The sequence below is a fragment of the Priestia sp. HNGD-A6 genome, assembly GCF_045784335.1.
GTDB lineage: Bacteria > Bacillota > Bacilli > Bacillales > Bacillaceae_H > Priestia > Priestia zanthoxyli.
This window is the reverse complement of sequence record NZ_CP138621.1, coordinates 2,045,985-2,072,832: the sequence shown is the minus strand read 5'-3', so window position 1 is coordinate 2,072,832 and position 26,848 is coordinate 2,045,985. Positions and strand designations below refer to the sequence as shown.

The 26,848-nt window shown below is 37.6% G+C and carries 30 protein-coding genes; 19 read left to right on the top strand and 11 right to left on the bottom strand.

Annotation, left to right across the window (positions count from 1 at the left end; translation table 11 throughout):
* Window positions 1-145 precede the first annotated feature (145 nt).
* The 4 genes from mecA to pepF all read left to right on the top strand — a co-directional run bounded on the left by mecA (window position 146) and on the right by pepF (window position 5,840).
* The gene (mecA, locus tag SCI76_RS10420; RefSeq protein ID WP_013055427.1) at window positions 146-826 is read left to right on the top strand and encodes an adaptor protein MecA; all 681 of its coding nucleotides are present in this window, start codon (window positions 146-148) and stop codon (window positions 824-826) included.
* 214 nt (window positions 827-1,040) lie between these two features.
* Window positions 1,041-2,558, top strand: coding sequence for a cardiolipin synthase (gene cls / locus SCI76_RS10415; RefSeq protein WP_025749882.1), 1,518 nt, complete (start codon window positions 1,041-1,043; stop codon window positions 2,556-2,558).
* Between the two features lie 119 nt (window positions 2,559-2,677).
* Window positions 2,678-3,859 (top strand): competence protein CoiA, encoded by a 1,182-nt coding sequence (locus tag SCI76_RS10410; RefSeq protein ID WP_048021989.1) that lies wholly within the window; start codon window positions 2,678-2,680, stop codon window positions 3,857-3,859.
* A gap of 163 nt (window positions 3,860-4,022) precedes the next feature.
* On the top strand, window positions 4,023-5,840 hold the full coding sequence (pepF, locus tag SCI76_RS10405; protein WP_034267646.1) for an oligoendopeptidase F: 1,818 nt from the start codon (window positions 4,023-4,025) through the stop codon (window positions 5,838-5,840).
* Between the two features lie 505 nt (window positions 5,841-6,345).
* On the opposite strand, the gene SCI76_RS10400 is transcribed toward pepF, so the two are convergent.
* The 4 genes from SCI76_RS10400 to SCI76_RS10385 all read right to left on the bottom strand — a co-directional run bounded on the left by SCI76_RS10400 (window position 6,346) and on the right by SCI76_RS10385 (window position 9,205).
* The gene (locus tag SCI76_RS10400; RefSeq protein WP_028412354.1) at window positions 6,346-7,197 is read right to left on the bottom strand and encodes a ClpXP adapter SpxH family protein; all 852 of its coding nucleotides are present in this window, start codon (window positions 7,195-7,197) and stop codon (window positions 6,346-6,348) included.
* Window positions 7,198-7,223: 26 nt separating this feature from the next.
* Complete coding sequence (locus SCI76_RS10395) at window positions 7,224-7,634, bottom strand: globin-like protein (RefSeq protein WP_013055433.1); 411 nt, start codon at window positions 7,632-7,634, stop codon at window positions 7,224-7,226.
* Window positions 7,635-7,920: 286 nt separating this feature from the next.
* Entirely contained in the window at window positions 7,921-8,610 is a 690-nt protein-coding gene (locus SCI76_RS10390; RefSeq protein WP_168760349.1) for a lytic transglycosylase domain-containing protein, read from the bottom strand.
* Between the two features lie 4 nt (window positions 8,611-8,614).
* Window positions 8,615-9,205, bottom strand: a complete 591-nt coding sequence (locus SCI76_RS10385; protein WP_168760350.1) for a CYTH domain-containing protein — start codon at window positions 9,203-9,205, stop codon at window positions 8,615-8,617.
* Window positions 9,206-9,421: 216 nt separating this feature from the next.
* Between SCI76_RS10385 and SCI76_RS10380 the strand changes: the two genes are divergently transcribed.
* From SCI76_RS10380 to SCI76_RS10365, 4 genes are all read left to right on the top strand, one after another.
* On the top strand, window positions 9,422-9,808 hold the full coding sequence (locus SCI76_RS10380) for a hypothetical protein (protein WP_014461567.1): 387 nt from the start codon (window positions 9,422-9,424) through the stop codon (window positions 9,806-9,808).
* Between the two features lie 27 nt (window positions 9,809-9,835).
* Complete coding sequence (locus SCI76_RS10375) at window positions 9,836-10,471, top strand: GTP pyrophosphokinase family protein (RefSeq protein ID WP_014461566.1); 636 nt, start codon at window positions 9,836-9,838, stop codon at window positions 10,469-10,471.
* Between the two features lie 61 nt (window positions 10,472-10,532).
* Window positions 10,533-11,330: an NAD kinase gene (locus SCI76_RS10370; protein WP_025749877.1), complete on the top strand. Its 798-nt coding sequence runs from the start codon at window positions 10,533-10,535 to the stop codon at window positions 11,328-11,330.
* Between the two features lie 14 nt (window positions 11,331-11,344).
* On the top strand, window positions 11,345-12,238 hold the full coding sequence (locus tag SCI76_RS10365; RefSeq protein WP_168760351.1) for an RluA family pseudouridine synthase: 894 nt from the start codon (window positions 11,345-11,347) through the stop codon (window positions 12,236-12,238).
* Window positions 12,239-12,271: 33 nt separating this feature from the next.
* Here SCI76_RS10365 and prpE read toward each other — a convergent pair whose 3' ends face one another.
* Window positions 12,272-13,012, bottom strand: a complete 741-nt coding sequence (prpE, locus tag SCI76_RS10360) for a bis(5'-nucleosyl)-tetraphosphatase PrpE (RefSeq protein ID WP_168760352.1) — start codon at window positions 13,010-13,012, stop codon at window positions 12,272-12,274.
* A 177-nt stretch (window positions 13,013-13,189) separates the two neighbouring features.
* Between prpE and mgtE the strand changes: the two genes are divergently transcribed.
* From mgtE to SCI76_RS10335, 5 genes are all read left to right on the top strand, one after another.
* Window positions 13,190-14,566, top strand: coding sequence for a magnesium transporter (gene mgtE, locus SCI76_RS10355; protein WP_014461563.1), 1,377 nt, complete (start codon window positions 13,190-13,192; stop codon window positions 14,564-14,566).
* Window positions 14,567-14,724: 158 nt separating this feature from the next.
* Window positions 14,725-16,584, top strand: a complete 1,860-nt coding sequence (locus SCI76_RS10350) for a monovalent cation:proton antiporter family protein (protein WP_028412348.1) — start codon at window positions 14,725-14,727, stop codon at window positions 16,582-16,584.
* A 171-nt stretch (window positions 16,585-16,755) separates the two neighbouring features.
* Entirely contained in the window at window positions 16,756-16,890 is a 135-nt protein-coding gene (locus SCI76_RS10345; RefSeq protein WP_255256918.1) for a hypothetical protein, read from the top strand.
* Between the two features lie 214 nt (window positions 16,891-17,104).
* Window positions 17,105-17,617, top strand: a complete 513-nt coding sequence (locus tag SCI76_RS10340; RefSeq protein WP_033578056.1) for a CotO family spore coat protein — start codon at window positions 17,105-17,107, stop codon at window positions 17,615-17,617.
* A gap of 77 nt (window positions 17,618-17,694) precedes the next feature.
* On the top strand, window positions 17,695-18,030 hold the full coding sequence (locus SCI76_RS10335; RefSeq protein ID WP_048022000.1) for a DUF1360 domain-containing protein: 336 nt from the start codon (window positions 17,695-17,697) through the stop codon (window positions 18,028-18,030).
* A gap of 47 nt (window positions 18,031-18,077) precedes the next feature.
* On the opposite strand, the gene SCI76_RS10330 is transcribed toward SCI76_RS10335, so the two are convergent.
* Both SCI76_RS10330 and SCI76_RS10325 read right to left on the bottom strand, forming a co-directional pair.
* Window positions 18,078-18,911 carry a hypothetical protein gene (locus SCI76_RS10330; protein ID WP_033578058.1) on the bottom strand — a complete coding sequence of 278 codons (834 nt, stop codon included), beginning with the start codon at window positions 18,909-18,911 and terminating at the stop codon, window positions 18,078-18,080.
* 139 nt (window positions 18,912-19,050) lie between these two features.
* Window positions 19,051-19,788 carry a hypothetical protein gene (locus tag SCI76_RS10325; RefSeq protein WP_028412344.1) on the bottom strand — a complete coding sequence of 246 codons (738 nt, stop codon included), beginning with the start codon at window positions 19,786-19,788 and terminating at the stop codon, window positions 19,051-19,053.
* Window positions 19,789-20,049: 261 nt separating this feature from the next.
* Between SCI76_RS10325 and SCI76_RS10320 the strand changes: the two genes are divergently transcribed.
* The 5 genes from SCI76_RS10320 (at window position 20,050) to SCI76_RS10300 (ending at window position 21,522) form a co-directional block, all read left to right on the top strand.
* The gene (locus SCI76_RS10320; protein WP_028412343.1) at window positions 20,050-20,436 is read left to right on the top strand and encodes a hypothetical protein; all 387 of its coding nucleotides are present in this window, start codon (window positions 20,050-20,052) and stop codon (window positions 20,434-20,436) included.
* 67 nt (window positions 20,437-20,503) lie between these two features.
* Complete coding sequence (locus SCI76_RS10315; protein ID WP_167387307.1) at window positions 20,504-20,680, top strand: hypothetical protein; 177 nt, start codon at window positions 20,504-20,506, stop codon at window positions 20,678-20,680.
* Between the two features lie 61 nt (window positions 20,681-20,741).
* Complete coding sequence (locus tag SCI76_RS10310) at window positions 20,742-20,921, top strand: hypothetical protein (protein WP_014461555.1); 180 nt, start codon at window positions 20,742-20,744, stop codon at window positions 20,919-20,921.
* An 87-nt stretch (window positions 20,922-21,008) separates the two neighbouring features.
* Complete coding sequence (locus tag SCI76_RS10305; RefSeq protein ID WP_013055448.1) at window positions 21,009-21,131, top strand: YjcZ family sporulation protein; 123 nt, start codon at window positions 21,009-21,011, stop codon at window positions 21,129-21,131.
* 133 nt (window positions 21,132-21,264) lie between these two features.
* On the top strand, window positions 21,265-21,522 hold the full coding sequence (locus SCI76_RS10300; protein ID WP_063248135.1) for a stage VI sporulation protein F: 258 nt from the start codon (window positions 21,265-21,267) through the stop codon (window positions 21,520-21,522).
* 47 nt (window positions 21,523-21,569) lie between these two features.
* On the opposite strand, the gene SCI76_RS10295 is transcribed toward SCI76_RS10300, so the two are convergent.
* Window positions 21,570-22,358 (bottom strand): M48 family metallopeptidase, encoded by a 789-nt coding sequence (locus SCI76_RS10295; protein ID WP_028412342.1) that lies wholly within the window; start codon window positions 22,356-22,358, stop codon window positions 21,570-21,572.
* A gap of 265 nt (window positions 22,359-22,623) precedes the next feature.
* The gene (locus SCI76_RS10290; RefSeq protein WP_048022002.1) at window positions 22,624-24,942 is read right to left on the bottom strand and encodes an ATP-dependent helicase; all 2,319 of its coding nucleotides are present in this window, start codon (window positions 24,940-24,942) and stop codon (window positions 22,624-22,626) included.
* 377 nt (window positions 24,943-25,319) lie between these two features.
* Here SCI76_RS10290 and SCI76_RS10285 point away from each other — a divergent pair, with 377 nt between their 5' ends.
* The gene (locus SCI76_RS10285; RefSeq protein ID WP_033578061.1) at window positions 25,320-25,571 is read left to right on the top strand and encodes a hypothetical protein; all 252 of its coding nucleotides are present in this window, start codon (window positions 25,320-25,322) and stop codon (window positions 25,569-25,571) included.
* Between the two features lie 75 nt (window positions 25,572-25,646).
* On the opposite strand, the gene SCI76_RS10280 is transcribed toward SCI76_RS10285, so the two are convergent.
* Together SCI76_RS10280 and SCI76_RS10275 are read right to left on the bottom strand one after the other, a co-directional pair.
* Window positions 25,647-26,324, bottom strand: a complete 678-nt coding sequence (locus SCI76_RS10280) for a DUF421 domain-containing protein (protein ID WP_028412339.1) — start codon at window positions 26,322-26,324, stop codon at window positions 25,647-25,649.
* Window positions 26,325-26,413: 89 nt separating this feature from the next.
* Window positions 26,414-26,848 carry a GNAT family N-acetyltransferase gene (locus SCI76_RS10275; protein ID WP_048022004.1) on the bottom strand — a complete coding sequence of 145 codons (435 nt, stop codon included), beginning with the start codon at window positions 26,846-26,848 and terminating at the stop codon, window positions 26,414-26,416.

Genomic DNA, 26,848 nt, shown 5'->3' with positions numbered 1-26,848 from the left:
ATCCCAAGTTAGAATGCTTTACAAAGTGAGAAAGTACATGTAATATTGCTTTAACACGGGGGTAAAATAGTCCCTTCATCGTTTAGGGGTAATGTTCGAAATGGCCGGATTACCTTCACTGATTTTTCCGAAGGGAGAGATGATAATGGAAATCGAACGCATTAATGAAAACACAGTAAAATTCTTTGTCACTTACGTAGATATTGAAGAACGTGGATTTGATCGCAATGAAATTTGGTTTAGCCGTGAGCGCAGTGAAGAGCTATTCTGGGAGATGATGGACGAAATTCATCAAGAAGAAGAGTTTGTAGCAGAAGGTCCTCTTTGGATTCAAGTACATGCGCTTGAGAAGGGGCTAGAGGTTATCGTAACAAGAGCACAAGTTTCAAAAGACGGTCAAAAGTTCGAAGTACCTGTTGGTGAAAATGATAAAATCGATATCCCTGTAGATGGAAAAATTGAAGCGTTGCTTGATCATCAAGCGAATCAAAATAAAAAAGCTGATTTTGAAGAAGAAATTATAGAAGACGAAGGGCTACAGTTCGTCGCACGCTTTCAAGACTTAGAACATTTAATTTCCTTAAGTCACCATTTAGAGTTAGATGATATCATCAACAGCATGTACGTGTTTGAAGGGAAATATTATTTATACGTTGAGTTTACAGATGATGAAGACTTTGTAGCTGAAATTGATAACATTTTAAGTATCATTTTAGAATATGCAAATGAATCAAATGTAACAGTTCATCGTTTAATGGAATATGGAAAAGAATTAATCAGTGAAAATGCACTTGAACAAGTAAAACAGTATTTTCCTTTACGATAATAGCAGCCGATTTCATGTATATGAAATCGGTCTTTGTTTTGTCCTCTTTTTTGGAAAAGCTCTCCGCTCATATCGAACAGTATAGGTAGAAAAAGCAGGCGGCTGGTTCCTACACGGGAAAGTGTAGTGTTAAAATACCAAGTTTGAGGATAATAACAGTATAGAGACCTGTTATGAATGATGAAAGATTGGTTTTAGGATAGGTGAAAACAAGTTGAAAAATAGATTACAGCTTTTAATTTTTGTTGTTGGTATTATTGCCTTGCTTTATTTTACAAAAGGGTATTGGGACGGTAAATTTATTGGCGTGCTAAGTATCTTAATTACGATTAGTGTTGTTTTCATCGGTCTTGTTATTTCATTAGAAAACCGTCATCCAACTCAAACGCTAACGTGGCTCGTAGTATTAGGCGGTTTTCCAGTAATAGGGTTCTTTTTTTATTTGTTATTTGGACGCAATACGCGAAAACGGCGTTTATTTGCTAAAAAAGCAAAGCTGGATGAACAGGTGCTTTTAAAGATGGAAAGAGATTCTGGTATATTAGAAAATCACTTTGAACAGTTGGGCACCAGTAGGAAGCAAATGCTGAAGCTAGCCGTGAGGCTTGGCAAGAGTCCCATTTCTTTTTCTTCAGATACGCGCGCATTGACGAATGGAAAAGAGACATTTCACGAAATTATGGAATCTTTAAAGCATGCAAGGCATCATATCCATTTAGAGTATTACATCGTACGACATGATCACTTAGGAGAACAAATTAAAGATATTTTAATTCAGAAAGTACAAGAAGGAGTTTATGTACGTTTCTTGTATGATGCCGTGGGCAGTTTTCAGCTTTCACCGCATTATATTCATGAGTTAAGAAATGCGGGCGTAGAAATGATTCCGTTTTTGCCGGTGAGACTTCCATTTCTCAATAATAAAATCAACTTCCGTAATCATCGTAAAATTGTAGTCATTGATGGAACAATTGGATTTGTAGGAGGTTTGAACATTGGTGATGAATATCTCGGAAAAAGTCGGCATTTTGGCTTTTGGAGAGATACTCATTTGATGGTGAAGGGTGAGGCAGTCCGTTCATTACAGCTTATTTTCTTGCAAGACTGGTATTATATGACAGGACAGACGATGCTTACTCAAACGTATCTATCGCCGGATTTAATTGACATTGATATGGAAAAGTGCGGCGGTGTTCAAATGATTGCCGGCGGACCAGACCGTGAGTGGGAAATTATTAAACACTTATTTTTTTCGATGATTACGTCTGCGAAAGAGTCCATTTGGATTGCTTCTCCTTACTTCATACCTGATGAAGATATTTTTACTTCTCTCAAAGTAGCTGCTTTAAGCGGTATAGATGTAAGGCTTCTTGTACCTCAGAAGCCCGATAAAAAAATTGTTTTTCATGCATCACGCTCTTATTTTCCTGAGCTGCTAGAAGCAGGTGTGAAAATTTACGAGTATAAAAAAGGATTTATGCACAGCAAGATTGTGATTGTTGATAGAGAAATTGCCTCTATTGGAACAGCTAACATGGATATGAGAAGCTTTCATCTGAATTTTGAAGTAAATGCTTTTTTATATCGCACAGCTAGTACCCAAAAGCTCGTATATGAATATATGCAAGATTTAGAAGAAACGAGTGAGCTTCACTTTAAAGACTTTGAAAAGCGGCCATTTATACAGCGGCTGTTTGAATCAACAGCTCGTTTGCTTTCACCGCTATTATAATCGCTGTAAACCACATTGCGTATGCTGCAATGTGGTTTTTTTCTGAAAGAAAAGGGTTTAGTAGAAAGGTGTCGAATACAAGGATATAGCTCGCTACTATAGGAAGGAGAAATGTACGATTGTTAGTTGCCCGAACAGAAGAAGGCCTCATTTCACTAGCTCAGCGCTTTTCGCTTGAACAGCTTAAGCTGTGGAAAAAAGAAAAGCAGTTCTACTGTCCCTCTTGTCAATCCCCTGTACAGTTAAAGGTAGGTACAAAAAAAATCCCTCATTTTGCTCACCTGAAAAAAACGTGCGTCGCTCAGCATGAAGGTGAAACAGATTATCATCTTGACGGAAAGCGAAAGCTGTTTCACTGGTTTAGTTCTCATCTTGAAGTCGAGTTAGAAAGTTACCTTCCTGACATTATGCAGCGTCCAGATCTTCTTATAGATACCCCTTCGCAAAAATATGCAATCGAATTTCAATGTGCGTCCTTATCTTCCTCAGTGCTAACCAAACGTTCTATTCATTATGAGAAAGGAAATTATATGCCTCTTTGGATTATGGGGGCAAAAAGAATGAAACGCTTATCCACTTATATGTATCAACTTTCTTTTCAAGAGTGGCAGTTTCTCACTCTTTCCGATTATACGCCCACACTTCTTTATTTTTCACCTTCTACTAATCAGCTGTTGAAACTTGAACATCTTATGCCTTTTTCATCTCAAATTTGTTATGCACAGCTTGTCGTGCTCTCTCCTCACGAGCATACCTTTCCTGATCTTTTTTCTAGACATACACAGCCTCAATTTTTCTCTTCATGGGTAAAGAAAAAGAAGGCATGGAGAACGCATTATATTCTCTATCCTAATCAGAAGCTTCAGCCTTTTTTACACGCTCTTTATGAAAACAATATTCCTCCTTCTCATATTCCAGCAGAAGCGGGCATGCCGCTGCCTTCTTTATATATGATTGAAACGTCTGCTACTATATGGCAAACGTGGCTGCTTCTTGATTTAATGCAGCAGAAGCAGGTAGGGGATTTAGTTACAGAAAAAGAGTTATGCAGGCTATGGCTCTACAGAATTCATCAGAGGCATATTGTGTTTCGGTCTTTGCCGATGGCCCCTGTTGTTGTGGAACAGCCCTTGTTTGAGTATATAGAGGTATTATGCCGGTTAGGGATACTAACGTCTATAACTTCTGGGTTATACAAAATCAGAAGGCCTTATACGATTCCAAAGCAAACATCCGATGCTTTTTTAGAAGATGGACAGATGATGAAAAAGTGGTTAAATCAAGCAAAAGAAGTGACATAACCACTGAAAATCAGTACGCTTAAGAAAGAATCCTTTTTTCAAAAGCGTACTGACTTTTGATTAATTCTTTTAAAACAACATACAATAACGAAAGAAATAAAAAGGATTCGTCTTAGAAAAAGCGAACAGTTATAGACAGGTAGAAAAAGATGGAGGGATGACCATGAGTGAACAATCAAAAGTAAAAAAGTTACCAAGTAGAAGTGAGATAAAAGTAGAAGATACGTGGAAACTAGAGGATATTTTTGCTTCAGATGACGCATGGGAAAAAGAATTTGAAGAAGTAAAAGCTCTTATTCCAAAAATGGAAAAATTCAAAGGGAAACTTGGAGAGTCTGCTCAAACTTTATACGACGCTCTTCAAGAGCAAGACGAGCTCACAATGCGCGTTAGTAAACTTTATACATATGCTCATATGCGCTACGATCAAGATACCACTAATTCTTTTTATCAAGGGTTAAATGATCGCATCAAAACACTTTATACTCAAATTGCAAGTGCACTATCTTATGTAACACCAGAAATTTTGTCTATTGAAGAATCAAAAATTAAACAATACATGGCGGAACATAAAGAGCTAAAGTTATATGCTCATGCATTAGATGAAATTACTCGCGAGCGTCCTCACATTTTATCAGAAAGCGAAGAAGCGCTTCTCGCTCAGGCTTCTGAAGTATTAGGATCTTCAAGCAACACGTTTGGAATGTTAAACAACGCGGATTTAGAATTTCCTTCTATTAAAGACGAAAATGGAGAAGAAGTAGAAATTACGCACGGACGCTATATTCGTTTTTTAGAAAGCAGCGATCGCCGCGTACGAGAAGAAGCGTTTAAAGCGGTGTACGAAACGTACGGTAAATTTAAAAATACGTTTGCAAGTACATTAAGCGGCACGGTGAAGAAAGATAATTTTAGCGCCCGCGTTCGTCACTATAATTCAGCTCGTCACTCAGCTCTTAGCACAAATAATATCCCAGAAGAAGTATACGATAACTTAGTTAAAACAGTGAACGATAATTTGCATTTATTGCATCGATATATTGATTTACGTAAGAAAGTATTGGGAATTGAAGAGCTTCATATGTATGATCTCTATACGCCTTTAGTAAAAGACGTAAAAATGGAAGTAACGTATGAAGAAGCAAAAGATTATATTTTAAAAGGTCTGAAACCACTAGGTGAAGACTACCTTAATGTGTTAAAAGAAGGATTTGAAAATCGTTGGGTAGATGTTCATGAGAACAAAGGCAAGCGAAGCGGTGCTTATTCTTCAGGAACGTACGGCACCAACCCTTATATCTTAATGAACTGGCAGGATAATGTAAATAACTTGTTTACACTAGCCCATGAATTTGGCCATTCTGTACACAGTTATTACACAAGAAAAACGCAGCCATATCCTTACGGAGATTATTCAATCTTTGTGGCAGAAGTAGCTTCCACGTGTAATGAAGCGCTTCTAAACGATTATTTACTAAAAACGATTGATGATGAAAAGCAGCGTTTGTACTTGCTTAACCATTATTTAGAAGGGTTCCGCGGTACGGTATTCCGTCAAACGATGTTTGCTGAATTTGAGCACGATGTGCACGTGCGTGCTCAAAACGGAGAGCCGCTTACACCTGAATTATTAACAAAATTATATTATGACTTAAATAAAAAATATTTTGGAGACAACTTAGTAATTGACGAAGAGATTGGGTTAGAATGGGCTCGTATTCCGCATTTCTACTACAATTACTACGTTTATCAATATGCTACAGGATTCAGTGCAGCAGCGGCATTAAGCAAGCAAATCCTTGAAGAAGGAGATGCAGCTGTTGAGCGCTATGTAGGTTTCTTAAAGTCAGGAAGCTCTGATTATCCAATTGAAGTGTTGAAAAAAGCAGGAGTGGACATGACAACATCTCAGCCTATCGAAGAAGCGCTAGCCGTATTTGAAGAGAAGTTAACGGAAATGGAACGTTTATTAAATCAATAAAATTAAAATGAAGCAGGAGCTGTATCCTGCTTCATTTTTTAAATCCCCGAAATTTGTTGTGATTGTTAAGCAATGTAAAAATAATAAGAATAGCTAAAAATAAGAGAGGGCCTGCGATAATGAGAGGAACAAGCTGCATAAGAGATAAAATATAGAATAAAAAAGAAAACAAAAGAATCACAACCCCTAGAGTAATTCCAGCAATTTTCATAGTTAACACCTCTATTAAAAGCATAATTGGTTGTACTATATGAGTGAATCTGGCTGTTTATGAAGTTTTTTTATAAAAAAGTGAATAAAATTGAAAAAAGGGGTTGCCAAAAGTCGACATAATTTGCTATAGTATTAATCGTGAAGTTTATCACAAAACAAACATATACCCCTTTGTTTGACCGTGAAAAATTTCTCCCATCCCCTTGTTGTCTTAAGACAAACGAAAAGACTTGGCGAAAGCCAAGTCTTTTTTGTGTAGTTGATGCTTAGGATAAGCATCAACATTTAATAATTAACAGCTCTTTTCAGTACTTCTCCAAAAGGTTCCATATTTGACAGGAACTCTTTCAACAACTTGCTGAAGCTGAAGTTTTTTCAATTCTTTTTCAGCCTCTTCTAATGATAAACCATACACAACTGCAACTTCTTTTGAAGCAACAAATTGAAAATAGCTTAAAAATGAACGAAGAGGCGGAAGACAAGCTGGATCTGGGTCAATTTCTAACATCTCTTTAATGATGTGTACATATGTTTCGTACGAATAGTATCCTGATATCTTAATGCCTTCTTCTTCAACTTTTTCGTTAAAGAACACAAGAGTTGGAATCTCATCGACATCCATTTCCGATGTGATTTTTAAATCACATTGAAAAGCCTTCGCAGCGTAATCTGAATGCAAATCTTTTACAAATTCATTAACATCTAGCCCCACATGTTTTGCACATTGTATTAAGACAGATTCTTCTGTAACATTTTGTTTTTCTAAAAATACTACTTCTTGAAGTCTTCTCAAAAAGCGAATGCCCTGTTTCTTTCCTTGCAGCCCGGCCGCTTTAATTGCAATTGATGCAGCGTAAGGAGTATCGATGGGGTTTTCAAGCCACAGGTTGCCGTCACATGACATGCCGGAGCGGCTTCCAGTTTTCTCCCACGATTTTGCAATATGTTCAAATCTCTGCTGTGCTCCAATATTTAATTGCTGCAAGTTTCCGCCAAGCACATGCTTGAGGGATAACAGCTGACCATATTCTATTTGTAACTTCTTTAGAATAGGCTCGAGTGCCCAGCACTCTGGACAAAGAGGGTCAACAAATACATAGATTTCAAGCGGTTTTTTATTTGAACCTTGACAAAGCTGATGCAAGGATGGGTATTGGCTGTTTAGATTACTCAATGTGAAAATCCTTTCTCATCTGTCTGTTCCGGTGAATTAATCATGTGTTGGGCAGTTAAAATAAGACGATGATAAAGTTCATCTCTCTCAGGGCCTTCTAAATTAATTTCGTCCATTGCTTCATGCATACACGTCAGCCAGGCTTTGGCTCTTGACGGTGTAATTTCAAAAGGAAGATGCCTAGCTCTCAGCATAGGATGACCATGCTCTTCAGTGTATAGCGAAGGCCCTCCTAAATATTGTGTCAGAAATTGCTTTTGCTTTCGTGCTGTTTCTGTTAAATCATCAGGAAAAATTGGCGCGAGCTCAGGATGTTGTCCAACGCGTGTATAAAAAGCATCAACAAGTTTTGAAATCGTATGTTCACCGCCTAATAATTCGTAAGGGGAGTGGATTTTTTCTCTCATGTTGATAACTCCTTTGTTATAAGAAATATACGTCTTAACTCTTTGGTGTTTTTTACTTTCCTTAATTTTAGCAGTGTCATTTCGTTAACTCAAACTATCCGCTTACTTCTTCTACTGGAAAAGAGATAAAGTGGAATTTTACATAAGAAAAGTCTATGATGCTGTGGCGAATCACTTAGTATGAGAAACAAAGGAATCCTTTCACAAACGTTTCCTTCTATTTATATAGTGTAACCTCGACAAACTACAGTCATTCCATGGTCGAGTCGCGAATGATTGGACTCTTTTACACGAGATAAGAAGACATAATTTTATTTACATATTTTTGCGTTTCTTGAAAAGGAGGTACTCCCCCGTATTTATCGACATTACCTGGTCCAGCATTGTAGGCTGCCAACGCTAATTTCACGTTTCCGTCGTATTTATCTAACATTTGTCGAAGATATTTGGCTCCTCCAAATACATTTTGCTTGGAGTCATACGGATCTTCTACACCAAGAGCTTTAGCGGTTGCTGGCATTAGCTGCATAAGCCCAGCCGCTCCGACAGAACTTTTGGCAGAGGGATTAAAATTTGACTCTTGTTTAATAACAGAACGAATAAGTTTAGGATCCAGCTGGTAGCGTGCAGCTGCTTCATTAATTATCGTTTGTACATCATGAGAACTGGCCTTTGCCGTTTCGTTTTTTTGTGCAGGTAAGGCAGCAGTTGAAGCGGCTGCCTTATCTGAAGAAGAAACAGATGGCTGGGATTGCGTTTGAACCGCTGTAGCTGGAAACATCTGCGCTGCCTGCAAGTAAAGGTTGGTACTCATTTGAGGCTCTTGATTGACGTAGTCTTGAAAAAGCTGAGCAAATACAGAGAGTAAAGTTGTACCAAGCATCACGTTAGCTGTTGGCAGCTGGTTGTTAACTGAAAATGGCTGAGTTCCAGGAAATTGAACGGAAGACATGTAATGGTTAATATTCATGCTCATGAATTTACTCTCCATCCATCAACGTATACTTTCGCTTGTAAAACCGTCGAATTTTGTTTTCCGTTGGTTTCTTTTTAATATCAAGCTCCGTAAGCAATTGCTCAAAATATTTTGCCCCTTCATTGGCATCGGTTACTTCGTATTCGAGTTCATAGTCCTCAGCACCTAGATAAAAGCTATGATCGAGTACAAGTAACCCGTTCTTATATGGAATTTCTGCTCGACTTGTACGCAAAGTGCCAAAATAAGTTAGCGCATGGCTATCGACTTGTAAATCAGTAATAAGCCGTTGAATTGTTGACGGAATCTTGGCGCTGCCATCTAGCAATTCTTTAGCTTGTTCATTTGTTAATGCTTCATGTGTTTCTAAAAGGCCCTCTTGATGAGGCTGTTTTAGCGTGAGAACGGATTTATTTTTTTTGCTTCGAATTCGCAGGGCAGCTCCGCAGTCTTTCAATGAGAAAGCAGGTGTATCAAAATAGTGGTTTTCTTGAGAAATAAACTGATCTTCAGTTAATTGAAAGTGTGAGCGGAGACGATCAAACTCTTCTTTCGTTACTATATTTTTAAATTCAATTTCAATTTCTTGTTTCAATGAAATCATCCTTTTAATTTAGGTCTTTTGGTAAGGCACTTTCCATCTTAATTTATCACACTTTTTGAGACAGTAAAACTACATTTCCTAACAGGAATATCCATATGGGGAACTTGGAAAATGAAGAAATACGGATTGTTTAGGTTTTACCTTTATTAAACGTTCCTGGAATGTGTTAAAATAGTAACGAATTGTATAGTTGGAAGGAGTTTATTTATGCACAATCGAATTGACATCACTACCTGTGTGATGAAATCAAATGAATTACATTTAAAAGCAGACCCTATTGAGACGGAAATTGAACAATTGGAAGATACAAAACAAATGCTTGTTGACTCAGATAACATGTCATTTGTATATGTTGTAGATATTAATGATCAATTTATGTATGTTGGCCTTAGTGATAATATTTGGGCGAATTTAAAGCACGTCTTACATAAAGATATGAAAGTATTTTTAGAAATTAATAAGGAAGTAATTGAGCTATCAGCCGTTAAAGAAGAGCTGTCTTATCTCATCAGTAACATCGAAGGAAACGTGAATTATGGAGACGAGATGGTAGCAAGAGTAGAGGAAGTTTTTTTAGATAAAGAAAATAAGTAACAGAGAGAAAAAAGGGGGGTGTTATTAATGATCAGGCATTGGGATTTATTTTTAGCACCGTATAAACAAGCCGTTGAAGAACTTAAGGTGAAATTAAAAGGAATTCGTTCACAGTATGATATGAAGTCTACGCATTCACCTATTGAATTCGTGACGGGACGAGTAAAGCCTATCGCCAGTATTTTGGATAAAGCGACTCGAAAAGGAATTTCTCTCGATCGCTTAGAGGAAGAGATGCAGGACATTGCGGGACTCCGCATGATGTGTCAATTTACGGACGATATTAAAGCGGTCGTAGAGCTCCTTCGTCAGCGCACAGACTTTGAATTGATTGAAGAAAGAGATTATATTCTTCATAAAAAAGAAAGCGGCTATCGTTCATATCATGTGGTCGTATGTTATCCTGTTCAGACAATTAAAGGTGAAAAGAAAATTTTAGTGGAAATTCAAATTCGTACACTGGCTATGAATTTTTGGGCTACAATTGAGCATTCTTTAAATTATAAGTACAGCGGGAAATTTCCTGAGAATATCAAAAAGCGACTTCAGCGTGCTTCTGAAGCGGCTACTCAGCTCGATGAAGAAATGTCTCAAATACGAGGTGAGATTCAAGAAGCCCAGGCTATTTTCTCACGAAAAAAAGAATCGGCGGAAGAATCTTAGGTATGACTCAGCAACAGCTTTGTACACTGGATGGATAGGGGGAGAGAATTAGGTGGAGAAAATAAAATTTGCTATTACATCAAAAGGCAACCAAATATCAAATACGCTTATGCAAAAAATGAAAACGTATTTATTAGATTTTCATTTAGAATATGATGAAAACCAGCCTGATATTGTAGTGTCAGTAGGGGGGGATGGAACGCTTCTCTACGCGTTTCACCGCTATCGAAACCGACTTGACAAGACGGCTTTTATTGGGGTTCATACCGGTCATTTAGGCTTTTACGCAGATTGGACACCTGATGAGATTGAGAAGCTGGTGATTGCTATTGCAAAGACACCCTATCAGACTGTAGAGTATCCACTGCTCGAAGTGATCATCCGCTATACGAACGGTGGACGCGAAGCTCGATATTTAGCTCTGAATGAATGTACGGTGAAAAGTGTAGAAGGCTCTTTAGTAATGGATGTGGAAATTAAAGGGCAGCGATTTGAGACATTCCGAGGAGACGGCCTTTGCGTATCCACTCCCTCGGGAAGTACAGCTTATAACAAATCCCTTGGAGGCGCGATTTTACATCCTTCGCTTCAAGCTATTCAAATTGCTGAAATGGCTTCTATTAACAATCGAGTGTTCCGTACGATAGGTTCTCCATTGGTTCTTCCTGGACATCATACAGCGCTGTTAAAGCCTGTTAACGACGCAGACTTTCAAATTACCATTGATCATTTAACTCTTTTACATAAAGATGTAAAGTCGATTCAATTTCGGGTAGCAAGCGAAAAAATTCGATTTGCTCGCTTTCGCGCGTTTCCTTTCTGGCAGCGTGTCAGAGACTCTTTTGTATGTGATGATTAAAGGCAGGGAAGAGAATGAAACAAGTTTTTACGTTGAGTTGGACCGTAGATCATTCTTTCGAGGGTGTAGCGGTTCGTGAATTTTTAAAAGAACATGATATTTCCAAAGCTTCGCTGACGGACATTAAGTTCAGAGGAGGAGCGATTGAAGTAAATGGAAAGCATGCAACGGTTCGATATATTCTGCAAAAAGGTGACGAAATCAAGGTGGCGTTTCCACCAGAAAAAGCAAGTGAAAGTCTTCTTCCTAAAGCTATAGCTTTGGATATTGTATACGAAGATGAGTATATATTAGTTTTGAATAAGCAGCCAAACATGCCAAGTATACCTTCTCGAGAACACCTAACGTGGTCACTAAGTAATGCTGTGCTCTATTATTATGAGAAAAATAACATTAACTCGACTGTTCATCTTGTGAACAGGTTAGACCGAGACACATCTGGGCTGCTTATTGTGGCTAAGCATAGGCACGTTCATTACTTATTCTCTAAAGCACAAAAAGAACATGAAATTAAACGCGTGTACCGAGCTTTTGTTCATGGTAAGCTTGTTGGCAAGGAAACGATAGAGGCACCGATTGGCCGAAAAGAGTCAAGTATCATCGAACGGGAAGTAAGAGAAGATGGGCAGTTTGCTATTACACACTATACGGCGCTTCGTCCGTATTCTTCTTTTACAGAAGTTGCTCTTTCGCTTGAGACGGGGAGAACTCACCAAATTCGTGTTCATATGGCTTATAAAGGATATCCACTGCTTGGAGATACCCTATATGGCGGAACGAATCATCTTATTTCTCGTCAAGCTCTCCACAGCTATGAGCTCACTTTTTTTCATCCTTTTTTACAAAAAACGTTGTCTTTTACAGCACCTTTGCCGCCAGATATGCAGAAACTTCAAATCGTAAGATAAAAGTCGCTTTTTAAATGAAAAGCGACTTTCTTTTTACACGAAGTGATTAAATTTTCCCTCTACATAAGGCATAGATGAAGGCACCGATATAATATTCCCTTCAGGATACTGAAACGCCGTTAAAGCCCCTCCAAAAACTGCGCCCGTATCAATATTAATGGTATTATGAATTTTTCTGGCTTTTACTACGGGTGTATGCCCATACACGATAAAAGGTTTTCCGTTATAATGTTGGGCCCAATCCCGTCGGACAGGCATACCGTTTAGATGTTTTTCACCCGTAATGTCTCCGTATAGCACAAAGGTTTTAACTTTTTTATCTGTTCTGCCGATGTATTCAGCTTTAAGGCCGGCGTGAGCAATAATTAATTGATTTTGATCAAGCTGCACATATAGAGGTGATTGCTCATAAAGCTCAATAAACTTTTTTTTAATGAATTTCTGTTCTCTTGAAGGCAAGGCTTCGTACTCAGCAACGGTCGTTTCTAACCCATGAGTAATTTCCACTTTGTTACCGCAAAAGAAGCGATATAGCTTATTACAGTGATTGCCTGGACAGTAGTAAGCTTGCTGATGCTTGATTACAAGTGACCATACGAGCTCAATCACTTTTAGTGAATGAGGTCCTCGGTCTGTTAAATCACCTACAAATCCAAGGCGCCGTCCGTCAGAGTGGATAGGAATCTCGTCTTGCCACTCATACCCAAGTTTTTCTGTTAACGCTTTAAATTCATCATAACATCCATGGATATCGCCTATTATATCTACTTTCATCTTTTATCCACATCCTTAAAAGGTTTTTCCTTTGACGATATAAAATTACCCTTATATGGAGCAAACTATGTGTAGAACTTATATATTATTGGGAAAAGAGTAAAGAGCTATGAGTTGAAAAAAAACAAAATTCATCATAAAGTTAAATGAGTTTTGTGCGACAGGGAGGTTGAAGACATGACAGATTCAATTGAAAAAGAAGAAAAAGCATGGTTCGCCGAACATTTATTATCACTTCTAGAAAAAAATGAAATCGATGCATTTCGTGAAGAATTTTTACATATGCATACGTATGACCAAGCTCAATTTTTTGAAGAATTAGATGAGCCTTCTAGGTTTGCGCTGTACGAGATGTTATCTCCGGAAGAAATGGCGGATATCTTTGAAAATGTAGAGATACGAGAAGAAGATTATCAAGAAATTCTCTCAGAAATGCATCCCAATTTTGCAGCAGACATGCTGTCGGAAATGTCGGCGGATGATGCCGTTGACGTATTAAATGAATTGGATAAAGAACAAGTGGCGAGCTATTTAACGATTATGGATGAAGAAGCAGCCGATGAAATTAAAGAGCTGCTTCATTACGAGGAATATACCGCTGGAAGTATTATGACGACTGAGTTTGTGGCCATTCGTGAAAATCAAACCGTACATTCAGCTATGCACATTCTACGCAGGGAAGCTCCAGAAGCGGAAACGATTTATTATGTATTTGTTATTGATGAACAAAAGCATCTAGCAGGTGTTATTTCTCTTCGTGATTTAATTATAGCAGATGAAGATACGATGATAAGCGAAGTTATGAATGAACGAGTTGTATCCGTGTCAGTAGCAGAAGACCAAGAAGAAGTTGCGCGCATTATGCGCGATTACAACTTTCTTGCGCTTCCAGTTGTTGATTTTCAGCAGCATCTTCTAGGGATTATTACGGTTGATGATGTGATGGATGTTCTTGATGAAGAGGCATCGGATGACTATTCTAAATTAGCCGGTATTAGTGATGTAGATGATACGATTGACCACAATCCTTTAGTAGCGGCCAAAAAGAGGCTGCCTTGGCTGATCATTTTGCTGTTTTTAGGAATGATGACAGCGAGTTTAATTGGACGTTTTGAAGATACGTTGAATCAAGTAGCTATTTTAGCTGTATTTATACCTTTAATTGGCGGTATGGCTGGTAATACAGGAACACAGGCACTAGCCGTTGCGGTTCGCGGACTGGCGACGGGAGAAATCGAAGAAGAAAGCAAATTTAAGCTGTTAATCCGAGAAGCAGCTACCGGAATGATTACGGGCGCATCATGTGGACTTTTAGTTGTATTAATTGTTTATATTTGGCAGGGAGATCTGATTTTAGGCGCTTTGGTAGGCGTCTCTGTATTTTCAACATTGATTGTGGCTACACTAGCAGGAGCGTTTATCCCGCTTCTCATGCACAGATTCAAAATTGACCCTGCAGTCGCATCAGGACCATTTATTACAACGATCAATGATCTTATCAGTATTTTAATTTACTTCGGTCTAGCCACAACGTTTATGAGTTATTTAAAATAATGAAGGGACTTTGGAATTCGACATGAGTAATCATGTCGGATTTTCATTATCAGTTCATATAGTTGACAGAGAACCTTCAAGCTTTTATGATTAACCTTTAATTTTGAATACTAACGTCTTCGTTTTATAAATAGCGAAGGTAAAAGGAGGGGAATCTAATGGAACAGCACGCGTCCTTTACATCACTTGTTATCGTCATTAGTTTGGCCTTTTTAACGCCTATACTGTTGCATCGGTTTAAACTCAACATTATACCTGTAGTCGTAGCTGAAATTATTATGGGATTAATTATAGGGAAAAGTGGTTTTGACCTTGTGGAGCAGGATATGTGGCTTGAAACACTTTCCACTTTAGGCTTTATCTTTTTGATGTTTTTAAGTGGTTTGGAAATTGATTTTTCTGCTTTTGCTGGAGGAAATTCAAAAGACAAAAAGGCATCAGGAGCGAAGGTGCCAAATGCTTTTTCCATTTCTATACTAGTGTTTGCAGCTATCTTTGCGGTTTCACTATTTTTGTCCTATGTTTTTGTATGGACCGGTTTTATTGATAATGCCTTTTTGATGACGCTTATTATTTCTACCATTTCACTAGGAGTAGTAGTGCCGACTTTAAAAGATGCACAGATTATGAAAAAGCCAATTGGACAAACCATTTTATTGATTGCGGTTATTGCGGACTTAGTCACGATGATTTTACTAGCCGTATTTGCTTCCGTCTATGATAAATCAGGAAATAGCAATACATGGTTGATTTTAATTTTATTTGGAGTAGGAGTGATTTTGTACTTCATAGGGAAGCAGTTTAAAAACCGATCGTTTCTTGAGACGATGTCTAAAGGTACAATTCAAATCGACACGCGCGCCGTATTTGCACTTATTATTATTCTAGTGGGCCTTTCGGAGTCAATTGGTGTTGAAAACATTTTAGGCGCTTTTTTAGCGGGATCACTCGTTTCTCTTCTTGCGCCTAATAAAAACTTAGTTCATAAATTAGATTCGTTTGGCTACGGTTTTTTAATTCCTATCTTTTTTGTGATGGTAGGAGTGAAGCTTGACGTTTGGTCATTGTTCAGTGATAAAAAAGTGCTGATTTTAATGCCTTTATTATTCATTGCATTATTAATATCCAAGCTAGTTCCAGCGTTAATCTTAAGGAAATGGTATGATATGAAAACCGTTTTGGCATCGGGTTTTCTTTTAACATCGACTTTATCACTCGTTATTGCGGCAGCAACGGTTGGTGAAAATATTGGTGTGATTGATTCACAAATGTCCGGTGCGCTGATTTTGGTGGCGATTATTACATGTATTATTACACCTATTATCTTTAGAAAGCTGTTTCCAAAGCCAGAAATCAGTGATAGAAAGCTGAAGGTTAATATGCTTGGTGCAAATCAATTTACACTCCCGGTTATTCGAGAAATGGATCTTGATTTATATGATGTGACGATTTATCATCCTACTCAGGACAAAATTGAAAACCGTACGTCGGATTCCATTTTTAATATCGTCGACATCGATGGATATAGTAAGGAAACGTTAAGAAGTATGGGGATTTTAGATGCGGATGTATTAGTTGTAACAACAGGGGAAGAAGAAAGAAATAGCGACATTGCTCTATTTGCAAAAGAGTATGGTACAGAACGGGTTATTGCCCGCGTAGAAAGTCCTGTCTTAGATGAAAAGATGAAAGAAAATAACATTGAAGTTTTTTCTGTGCTGTTATCTACAACGGCATTGCTAAAAGCTTTAATCGAATCGCCAAATATTTTAAATATCTTAACGAATCAAGAAACAGCACTTTATCAAATTAATATGCGTAACCCTAAATACGAGGGGGTAGAGCTTCGTAAGTTCCCATTTACAGGAGATGTGATTTTTGTTCGAATCTTCAGAGGTAAAGATTCTATTGTACCTCATGGCGATACAGAGCTTGAATTTGATGATCGTTTGATTGTAACGGGGTCTCGTTCGTATGTGAATGAATTGCGTATGCTTCTTGAGTATAAAATTAGATAAAGGTATTTAGCTGGATTTAGTTTTCTACCTGATTGAATGAGAGGAAGAGACTGAGACAAAAGTATTTTAGCTCAAGTGAAAAACGAACCACTGATCAACATGTTTGATTAGTGGTTCGTTTTTTTTTGTTGTTTTGAAAATAAGTTTCATCTGTTTAGCTCTTTCTAGCAGTTGATTGGAGGGCAAGACGAAGACTCCTGCGGGAAAAGTGGAAGGGGTGAGACCCCGCAGGAGCGCAAGCGACGAGGAGGCTCATTGGCCGCCCGCGGAAAGCGAAGTCTTGCACGGAAATCAACGGCGGTGTAACAAGCGTTCAGCTCATGTATCCTATTTATGCGTCTTTAGATTGAATTAATTTAGTTATATCTCAACTTCTTTTGTGGTATTTTCCTAAATTATATAAAAAAGTATAGTGCTGCTTTTATTTCTAAAAAGGCTGCCGCAAAAAAATAAACAAGTTTTTCCGTGTGCAAGCATACATTTTTAAAAGAACGATAACAAGCAATTGGAGGTATGCTTCATGACTAACTCAAAATCTAAGTCAGAAGAAAATGAGCCGCTAATGTACATTGTCCAGCCAAACGCTACGCAAAACCAGCGTTCTATGCAATATTATTTTAGTTCAAAACAGCAAGACAATAAAGGAATAGAGAAAGAGCACGTGTTAAAAGAAGAGCCCAGCTTTTCTTCTATTCAAGAAGTCAAAGAGCCTGACGTAGAAAAAGTGGAAGAGATTAAGAATGAAAAAAAGGAAGAGCGTTCAATTGTTCCCGTGGATATACCGCAATCAGAGAATAAAAAGCCAAATAAAATGTTTCAGTCTATGACGATTAAAGAAAAAGTTGAATTTCTATGCAGCTTCCCGCCTCATATGTCTCAGCCAATTTGTGAAATTACGTGCCAAAATCAAAAATATATAGGAACAATTTTAGAATTAAAAGAAGGAAGTTTATACGTAAGCGTTCCTCCTAATAAAGAGAAAACAGTATTGACATTTCATGATATTCAAACCATATCTATCGTTAAAATTTAAGTAATTTTAAAAGCTAACAGTGAAAAAGCACGTTAGCTTTTATTTTCATAAGTTTGTGAATGTACGGAGGAATGAAGATGACATGGATTTATCTAACGCTATTTATCTTTGCAACGTTTCGACTTACTCGTCTAATTGTTTTTGATAAAATTACGGCTTTTATTCGGAAGCCGTTTCACAAAATTGTAGAAGATCAAGATGAACAAGGAAATACGGTAACGTACCTGGAGATAAAAGGGAAGGGGCTGCAAAGGTGGATTGGAGAACTGCTCAGCTGCTATTGGTGTACAGGCATATGGTGTGCAGTAGGAATTTATTTTAGTTATGTAGCGGTCCCACACATTGCTATTCCTGTTATTACGATCTTAGCTATTGCAGGGTGTGCAGGAATTATAGAATCTTTTATGAAATAAATGGACGAGTTAAAAGACATATTGATCGTCAATATGTCTTTTAATGATTAAGGGAAATTTAGCACAACTTTATTTAAAAAAGGAATACCTTCTTGCCACTCTTCACTATAGAAAAAGCCTTCTAGAATAAATGAAGTTGTATCAGTGGAGAGAGGAATGACTACTTGAAAAGAGTCAAATAGTAATTTGCCTTTGGGCTTTAATACTGTTTGCTTAATGGGTTTAATCCAATATTCACCGTCATTTTGAATTTTTTCGTTCCATTTTGGATGAGCGTAGCGCCATTCTAAAGAAGAAGAGGGGACACTAGAAGCTTCAATATCTTTTTCATCAATGATCTTCCCGCTTAACATAGCAGAAGCAGTAGGCTTCATTTTTAAGCAAAGTGTTGGAGAGTATAAAGTACTGCTCGTTTGATTTTGAATAATTACGTTGCCGAACATCATCAGCTCGCTTTCATCTTGTTCTGGCAGCAGTATGGAATGTTGGAAGAAACAGAGGATATCGCTTTTTTCGAACCTTTCTATGGGTTTTTCTACAATCTTTTCAATTACTTTCTCCACGATTTTTTCTTCAATAACGGGCTGTTTCCTTGAAGCTTTTTCTCGAAACGCTTCGGCAATAATTTTTTGTTCGGAAAGCTCGTTTCTCAGTAGATCCAGTTCTTTTTCTAATTCTTCAATTTCTACTTCTTTTTCAGATGTAGAAAGCGTCTCAGCGTGTTTCTTTTTCCAAAACGATGTATTTTCTTTTTCTCGCTCTAAAGCTCGTTCATAGCTTTTTAGTTGGTTTTGCACGTTTCGAATTTCTGATTTATAGTGTATGAGCTTTTGTTTTAATTGAGTTAGATCATCTTTAGGGGAAGGGGAGTTACGACTCATCTAGTAGTCTCCTTTCCTGCTGAGCTATAAATTAATCTGGTCGTTAGAGCTGCCCATAGCAGTTTTATTTATATGTATGCAGAAAGCGCGTAAAGGATGAAAAAAGAGGAGAAATATTCTCCTCTGGCTTTTTATCTTGTTAATCAAATTCGTGATGGTCGAAGCCTGACTCTACATCGTCTCCATCAAAATCATCGTGATGTGGTCTTCCAGGGAAAATAGCATCACATTGAGGTGGATATTCAATAGGTGAGCAGCTGCTTGTAGAAATGATTTCAGGGCGAGGGTAGCAGAAGCTTCCTTCTACTTCAACTTTAACATCTTTTTCAATTTGAACACTTAGGCATAACATAAGATCAAAGCTTAATTGCTGTAAGTGACAATCTGATAATCTGAGAGAACCGTCAGTTCCTTCAAAAGATTCAAGGTGGACAACAGGTTCTGTTCCTTCCGGGGCGCATAAATAGAATGTTTGATGTATTTTCCAAGGAATAACGCTAGATTCAACCTCATCGTGTTTGTGATGTCCATTCAATTCAATTAACTTAACTCGGTAAAAGCCGCTAATTGATAATTTTACTTCATGAAGAACAACAACTTCTCCATCTGGTAACACAATTTTTTTAGGTCTGCGACCACCGTGCGGCACAAGCTCAATCACGTTATCAAGTGCGTCTTCATCTGAAGGATCTACAGGGTGACCTTCACTATCTGTTAAAACAATTTCCACTTCTACGTCATGGCCTAAATCTTTAAGTGCTTCTTCTTCAAATAATGAAGTGTCGTTCGTAAAGATTTGTGGTAAAACAACTTGACGTCTAACCCAGTCGTACACTTTAGGTACGCGGATACATAATGATTCAAAAAGTTCTGCCATTTTTAAACCTCCTAATTTTAATTGTCCTTCCTTTACGCTTTTCGTTACTAGGTATCGGACTACTATAGTGTATGAATGACCTGCTTTTATGTTCCTTAGTAAAAGCGGAATTTATCGGAATAAATCCTAGTTGGAGCGAGCATAAAAAATGAAGGAAATAATAAACTCAATTACAGCATATTCATGTTAATAAAAAGTGTTATTCATCTTTAACTGATTTTTTAGAAGCTGTGGGTTATTTATAATGGAGGAGTGAAGGGCATGAGCGAGGAAAAAACAAAACAATATATTGCTTCATTGAAGTCGGAGTTGGCTTTTTATAAAGAAGAATATCAAAAATTCAAGCACCAAGAATTTGAATATGAAGATATGAAGGAAGAGTTATTGGAATTACAGCAAAAGCATGAAGAAGAAAAAAAGAAGCTAGAGGAAAAAATAGATTGGCTTAAAGCATGCGTCAATGAACAAAAATCAAAAACCGAACAGTCTATTGTACAGTACAATCATCAAGCCCAAGGGACAATTCAAGAACTGCAAAATCGGCTGCGTGAAGTGACAGAGCAAAAGGGAGGAGAAAGACCGAGAGTGAGGAAACAAAAAAACAGCACGGATTTATTTTTGTCCCTGCAGCGCAAAATGGACAAATAAGATAGAACGTCTTTCTTTAGTCCTGAATATAATGTTATAGATAGGATGCTGTGAAAAGGAGGGAAACATGATGTATTATCATTATAATTATAATCCTAATCAATACCCTCAGCCCCTGCCTTATCATCCACAACCAATGACAAAACAATCGGTGAAGAAAGGGCATGCCATTCCTAAGCCAGTCCAGTACCCTTCTCCAAAACAAGGTGGTTGCGGCTGCGGTTCAAAGTTACCAAAGCGATAAGCAATAGAAGCATTGTCACTCGGACAATGCTTTTTTACATGGAGTGGAGAGAGGTGTAGAGATGCCAGATTTTTTTGATGAATTTGAACGGTTTTTTGAACAGCATATGATGGGAGAACATCGAAAGAGAATGAAAGAAGTAGAAAAAGCAGAAAATCAGATGGAACAGCAAGAGAGGAAACTGCAGCAAAATGTAAAAAGACTTGATGAGCAAGATGCTGAAGATCCGTTTGGACAATGAAATTTAATGTACACAGTTGAAAAGCCCATACAAAATCATATTATTGAACATACAGTATAGAGAGTAAAACAGAGGGGGTGTAATATTATGGGCTGCGGATTTGGCTACGGTGGTTGTGGTTACGGTGGTGGCTACGGCGGTGGTTTTGCGTTAATCGTTGTATTATTCATTCTATTAATTATTGTTGGTTGTGTTTGTTTTTACAATTAATCCCTTCTATGAATAAGGCACCGAAAAGTGCGGGTGAAGTTTCACTCGCACTTTATTTTTTTATTAAATGTAAAGGGCACCATCTAGGCACATGGTGCATACGATGAAGTATAAATAAAGGAGGTCATGCAAAATGGATAATAATATGTTTAAAAATATAGAAAAGAAAACAGGCGTTAATATGAAGGATATTTTTGAACTTGCGAATTCTGTACAAAATGCTAATTTTAAAGATGAGCACACGGTGCGTAATATTGTGAAGCGAGTAGCACAAATTGCGAATAAGCCAATTTCAAAACAAAAAGAAGAACAAATTGTTAAGGCGATTGCAAACAATAATCAATCCATTGATTTTGCGACCATCGCTAAAATGCTAAATGAGAAAAAATAATTTAATATTTTTATATAAAGCCCTGAGGTGTCAGGGCTTTTTTCCATTTAGGCAATTTCATTTGTTTGAAATGCGTTAGAATCAAGATCAAACAGTTCGGGATGCTGTGCTAAGTAATTAATTTCTTTAATACGATGAGCGATAGGAGGGTGAGTTGAAGTAGCTTGATTCAACCACATAAAAAAACCTTTTTCCTGTGAGTGCGTATGAACAAATTCTTCCTGATTTACTTTTTTATTTAGACAATGACCAACCGCAAGTATAGTTAGTGCTTGAGTGGCAGCTTTTGCATCACCAATCGCAACGGAAGCTATGCGATCACATGTATATTCACAGGCCCTAGAGTAAGCTTTTCCTAAAAAAGGAACCCAAAGAGCAGGTAGAATAAGTGAGTGGTAGAGTGTGTGCTTACGTTTGATATGAACTAATTCGTGGGCAATGATAAAAGAAAGTTCTTTTTCTTGATTATCTTCAATCATTTCAACAATGTCGGAGTATAAAACGACAAAGTGACGTCCAAAAAAACGTGTAGCAAACGCGTTTAATAAGCCGCCTGATTGAACAATATAAATATCGGGCAGCTCTAAATCCAGCTCTGAAGATAAATGTTTTGCCTGATGATAAGTGTGCGGGAACTGCTTCTCTGTCAATCTAACTCCATTATTGCGAATTTGAGCAATAGAGAAACCGTGTAGCATAAATGTAATGAAAAAACCGATTGCAATGTAGAGAATGCCGACGAGTGAAATAATTAAAAACAAATAGGTTAATAAGCTGATAACCATACACAAAATGAAAAAAATCTTTTCATTTTCATGAATAAGCTTTGCGTTCAATAATGGAACCTCCTAAAATATAGTAATGCAGTACATAACGTAGTGTAACGCATCTACTTATGAATATCTACCTCTTAGTGGAATGTTTGGTTAATAATAGAGGTTGAAACATAGCGAAATCAATCCAATCAACAGCTAGAAGCAACTAAATATATTAACTCTACATGTACATGACAATAAAAAGTACGAACGGTTAATCAATAATTTTGATTAACCGTTCGTACTTCAATTTGACTAAAATACTTTTGTCCCAGCCTTTTTTGCTTTATACTTTTTTTATAAAAGACTTCAGAAATCTTGAAGGATAAGCGGTTTTACCTCTTCTAGTTTGCGGAACAGATAAGTAAAGTGAATTCTGTGCACGCGTCATGGCTACATATAAAAGGCGGCGTTCTTCTTGAAGCGGCACATCATCTCCGCCTCGATAAGCTTCGAGTGCATAATCATGAGGCAATCCTCCGTCTACGCTGCTCAGTACGTATACATGCTTATATTCAAGACCCTTTGCTCGGTGAATGGTGGTTAGCTGAATACTTTCATTAAATTGCTTGCTTAAAGCTTTCATCTCTGTGTTCATGGCAATCATATGATCCACATGCTCTAACAGTTCAGGTACGGTTTTGAATTTACGTGCTACAACTTTTAAATCCCGCACGTCATCCGAACCTTTTTCCATCATATTTCCTTCATTTCCGCGTTTTTTGACAAAATCATCGAATCCCATATCTTTAGAAATCGTCTCAAGTGCCAAAGAAGGAGACATTGATTTTAGCGACTTGAATAAAGGAATTACTTTCTTGAGCTTTTTTTGCTGAAACGGTTTTAAATCTTGAAGATATTCAAGCGCATCAATAAATGTACCGTCATGAAGAATACTTGCTGCTTTTAAGTCATTGACTGCTGTTTTCTTTAAAAAGAGTGCGTTCACTAAATCTTGTAGCGAACTTGCGTCATTTGGATTCACGCTCAAGCGTAGAAATGAAAGTAAACTTCGAACCATTCTTCTTTTATAAAACGAATCCGCATCTTGTTCGATTGAAAATGGCAGGTTTGACTGCGATAAACGTTCAAAGATGGCGCGTGAAGAAGCGTGAGTTCGGTACAAGACCGCGAAGTCAGTTGGAGAAGCTCCTTGCTTAATCTTTTCTTTCATATCCGTTACAATCATTGTTGCTTCTTCTTCTTCGTCGTATGGAAAGAAGAAGGTAGGTCTCAACTCATTATCAAACTGGGCAGCCATTTCTTTTTGTCGGCGCGCTGTATTTCGTGCAATCACTTTATTAGCGGAAGAAACGATGGCGTGAGCTGAACGATAATTTTGGTTTAACGTAATAACAGTTGTATGAGCAAAATCTTTTTCAAAGTTTAAGATGAACGAAGGGTCGCTTCCGCGGAAAGCGTAAATTGATTGATCATCATCTCCTACGACACACAAGTTTTTAGAGTCTTCACTTAGCATTTTCATAATTTTATATTGAACTTTATTGATATCTTGAAATTCGTCAATTAAAAAATAGCGAAATCTTTTTTGATAACGAGTTAGCAAATCGGGATTTTGTTTTAGCATTTCATAACATCCATACAGCATGTCATCAAAATCGAATAGCTGTTTTTGCTTTTTGACTTCTTCATAGCGACGATATAAAAAGTGCACATCTTGTTCCCATTTGTCTTTTGGGCGAACATCTTTCACGCCAACAAGCGTGTTTTTCCAATAGCCGATTTGCTGAAGTGCCTGGTCAAACGGGAAATCTTTTTCATCCACGTGGAGCTCTCTTGCTGCTTCTTTCACGATCTGTTCTTTTTGCCAATCCCATTTCAGCAGGCGATCCATTTGCCACGCTTGAGGGTTGTGATGAACAATCATACGTAAGAAAATGCTGTGAAAAGTTCCAACTAGCATTTGACGAAGATGTAAGCCGGACATCTTTGGATATGTAGCCAATCGTTCTTTCATTTCTTTAGCTGATTTAGCCGTGAAAGTCACCAGCATAATGGATTTTGGATCAATTTGTTTTTCTTGTATCATATATGCGGTGCGAGCTGTTAACACACGCGTTTTTCCGCTTCCTGCACCGGCTAGAATAAGAAGAGGTCCTTCTGAATGTGTAACAGCTTTCCATTGGTTCGAATCTAATTCAATACCGCTCTCTTTAAACTCATTTAAATAAGGAGAGTCAGAGTGTTTAGGAACAGGTGGTTTTGAGCGAAAAGCAGGAATACTTGAAAAAGGCGCGGAAGACCTCCATGTCGCTTTCTCTTTTACAGTTGAATTTTTCTCACCAATAGCTCGTCCTTTAGGAATACGAAATCCATTGGTTTCTCTGTATTCAGCCGGAGTTTCTTTTATTTGTTGTACAGCTGTTGTTTCTGATAGTGTGTCTGAACACTCTTCTCTTTCATGAGGAACTTGAGCATGATAAAAGTAAGGAGAATGTTCAATCCCCAGATATAATTTAACTGGTTCTCCGCAGTGAGCACATGTTATTTCTCCTCGGAGACTAGCTTCATATAAATATTGAAATCGGTCTCTAGCCGTTATAGCAAGATTAAGTATCTGTTTTTGATAAAGTGCACGTTGCAAAAAACATGGCCTCCTTTGTAAAACATGAACAATCAATAGTAAATAAGAGGGAGTTAAAGCAAGAAGCCGCTCTTGTTCTACATCGATATAGATGTGTATATACGCACAGTTTTTATTCTATAATCAAAGTCTATCATATCAAAATCATCTTTTTTTAAAAAGAGTACGGATATTTTTGGAGGGATACGATGTAAAAAAGGGTATATATTGAGTAAGAGATCACATATGTTCAAAAAAAGGCGGTATAGATACAAAGTGCTATCTGTTTTGAACAAGTCTAGAAGAGGGCGTAAGTGAGCTGTTTCAATGTCGATACTTCTTGCGAAAAATACTGAGGTCTGGGAGTAGAAGGTATCTTGAAAAAGAGGAGGGTTCATATGGGATATATACTGCCCGTCACACCTTATCAATCTATTCAATATGCAAATCGCCTTCAAAAAAATAATGCTTCTTTTTCAAATCGTATTTGGCCTGTCCAGAAAAAAAGCTTTGACGAAGAGTTTGAATCGCGTTCTCACTCATTGGAATTGACGCCAAGTTCCGTACAAAAGCGAAAAAAGCTTCAAGCAGCAGAGCGTGTATACAGCAAGCTAACAAATAAGGGCCTAGTGATTAATACACGGGTATAATAGAAAAAATCGTGAACGCAGCAGAATGAATGCGATCACGATTTTTAACAAAGCAATGAACAAGTAAAAAACACCTTAGTAAGATTCAATAAAAAGTGTACGGCCCTGCTGCCATTCAGCATAAAGCACCTGTTTATAATCGGTAAATCCCTGTTTTTTTAACTGTTTCTTTAGCCAGTCTTCATCAAAGCCTGACTGAATTAAGTTTTTCAAAAGCAAACGTCCATCACTGACGAAGGCGATAGATAAAACAGGTTCAGAAGGAGGCAGCTGCAGATCGCTTCTTGTTGGCTTAGCATAATCAGATTTTGGCAATACGCTTAGCGAGCCATCTGTTTCTAAAATCGCATATTCAACTTCACGAATGGAAAATATGTCTTTTGAACGCAGCATATGAAGAAGTTGATCGATATCTAATCGATTTTTGCTAAGTTCTTTGTACGAAATTTTCCCTTTTCGAATAATAATAGATGGCCGTCCTTCTAAAAACAAGCGCAGGCGAATATTTTTTTGAGTAATAACTTCGGTGACATAAATAAGCGCTCCCCAAAAGATAACAGCAAATAAAATTTTGCCTATGCCTACTTCTGAGTCATATAACGCATTTCCTACTAACTCTCCTAGTACAAGAGCAGAGATAAAATCAAAAGTGGTAAGCTGAGTGATCGTCGCTCTGCCTAAAAATTTAGTTAAGATAAACAAGCAGATAAATCCAATAAAGAGTTCTAGTGCAATTCCGATAAGTTCATCCATATTTTCACCTAATTCACATGATTAGGTATTAGTATAAGCAAAGCAAAGGTTCTTATCCTTTAAAAAAGCAAAAACACCAGGTTCAATTCCTAGTGTTTTTTACTTAGTTTCTTTACCATCTCTACATGTGGAATTCCAGCATCCATAAATTCACCTGAAACCGTTACGTAGCCTAGCTTTTTATAAAATCCTTCCGCATGCGTTTGAGCATGCAGCTTAACCTTTTCAATCTCATGCTCTGCTGCGATCTCTTCTAACTTATCCATCAAAAGCTTTCCTACACCGTCTTTTCGATAAGAAGAAAGAACGCAGATTCGTTCAGCTTTTCCATAGTCCTCTACCATACGGAAGCGTCCTGCCCCAATTGGTGTAGTTCCTTTGTATACAACTAAATGCAGGGCTTCGGAATCGTATTCATCGATTTCTTGCTCTACATCAACCTGCTGTTCTTCTACAAATACTTTTTGACGTACGAAGTAAGCATCAGAAGGATCTTGTTTGTTCGTTAGTACTTTGATGTTCAC

Excerpts from the sequence above, each read along its gene's own strand:
- SCI76_RS10390 (WP_168760349.1), bottom strand. The coding sequence starts at position 8,610 with ATGAGCATGAATATTAACCATTACATGTCTTCCGTTCAATTTCCTGGA.
- SCI76_RS10320 (WP_028412343.1), top strand. The coding sequence starts at position 20,050 with ATGAGCGAGGAAAAAACAAAACAATATATTGCTTCATTGAAGTCGGAG.
- SCI76_RS10325 (WP_028412344.1), bottom strand. The coding sequence starts at position 19,788 with ATGGCAGAACTTTTTGAATCATTATGTATCCGCGTACCTAAAGTGTAC.
- pepF (WP_034267646.1), top strand. The coding sequence starts at position 4,023 with ATGAGTGAACAATCAAAAGTAAAAAAGTTACCAAGTAGAAGTGAGATA.
- SCI76_RS10310 (WP_014461555.1), top strand. The coding sequence starts at position 20,742 with ATGCCAGATTTTTTTGATGAATTTGAACGGTTTTTTGAACAGCATATG.
- SCI76_RS10335 (WP_048022000.1), top strand. The coding sequence starts at position 17,695 with ATGACATGGATTTATCTAACGCTATTTATCTTTGCAACGTTTCGACTT.
- SCI76_RS10395 (WP_013055433.1), bottom strand. The coding sequence starts at position 7,634 with ATGAGAGAAAAAATCCACTCCCCTTACGAATTATTAGGCGGTGAACAT.
- SCI76_RS10330 (WP_033578058.1), bottom strand. The coding sequence starts at position 18,911 with ATGAGTCGTAACTCCCCTTCCCCTAAAGATGATCTAACTCAATTAAAA.
- prpE (WP_168760352.1), bottom strand. The coding sequence starts at position 13,012 with ATGAAAGTAGATATAATAGGCGATATCCATGGATGTTATGATGAATTT.
- SCI76_RS10375 (WP_014461566.1), top strand. The coding sequence starts at position 9,836 with ATGATCAGGCATTGGGATTTATTTTTAGCACCGTATAAACAAGCCGTT.
- SCI76_RS10340 (WP_033578056.1), top strand. The coding sequence starts at position 17,105 with ATGACTAACTCAAAATCTAAGTCAGAAGAAAATGAGCCGCTAATGTAC.
- SCI76_RS10380 (WP_014461567.1), top strand. The coding sequence starts at position 9,422 with ATGCACAATCGAATTGACATCACTACCTGTGTGATGAAATCAAATGAA.
- mecA (WP_013055427.1), top strand. The coding sequence starts at position 146 with ATGGAAATCGAACGCATTAATGAAAACACAGTAAAATTCTTTGTCACT.
- SCI76_RS10315 (WP_167387307.1), top strand. The coding sequence starts at position 20,504 with ATGATGTATTATCATTATAATTATAATCCTAATCAATACCCTCAGCCC.
- SCI76_RS10300 (WP_063248135.1), top strand. The coding sequence starts at position 21,265 with ATGGATAATAATATGTTTAAAAATATAGAAAAGAAAACAGGCGTTAAT.
- SCI76_RS10285 (WP_033578061.1), top strand. The coding sequence starts at position 25,320 with ATGGGATATATACTGCCCGTCACACCTTATCAATCTATTCAATATGCA.
- mgtE (WP_014461563.1), top strand. The coding sequence starts at position 13,190 with ATGACAGATTCAATTGAAAAAGAAGAAAAAGCATGGTTCGCCGAACAT.
- SCI76_RS10280 (WP_028412339.1), bottom strand. The coding sequence starts at position 26,324 with ATGGATGAACTTATCGGAATTGCACTAGAACTCTTTATTGGATTTATC.
- SCI76_RS10365 (WP_168760351.1), top strand. The coding sequence starts at position 11,345 with ATGAAACAAGTTTTTACGTTGAGTTGGACCGTAGATCATTCTTTCGAG.
- SCI76_RS10350 (WP_028412348.1), top strand. The coding sequence starts at position 14,725 with ATGGAACAGCACGCGTCCTTTACATCACTTGTTATCGTCATTAGTTTG.
- SCI76_RS10305 (WP_013055448.1), top strand. The coding sequence starts at position 21,009 with ATGGGCTGCGGATTTGGCTACGGTGGTTGTGGTTACGGTGGTGGCTAC.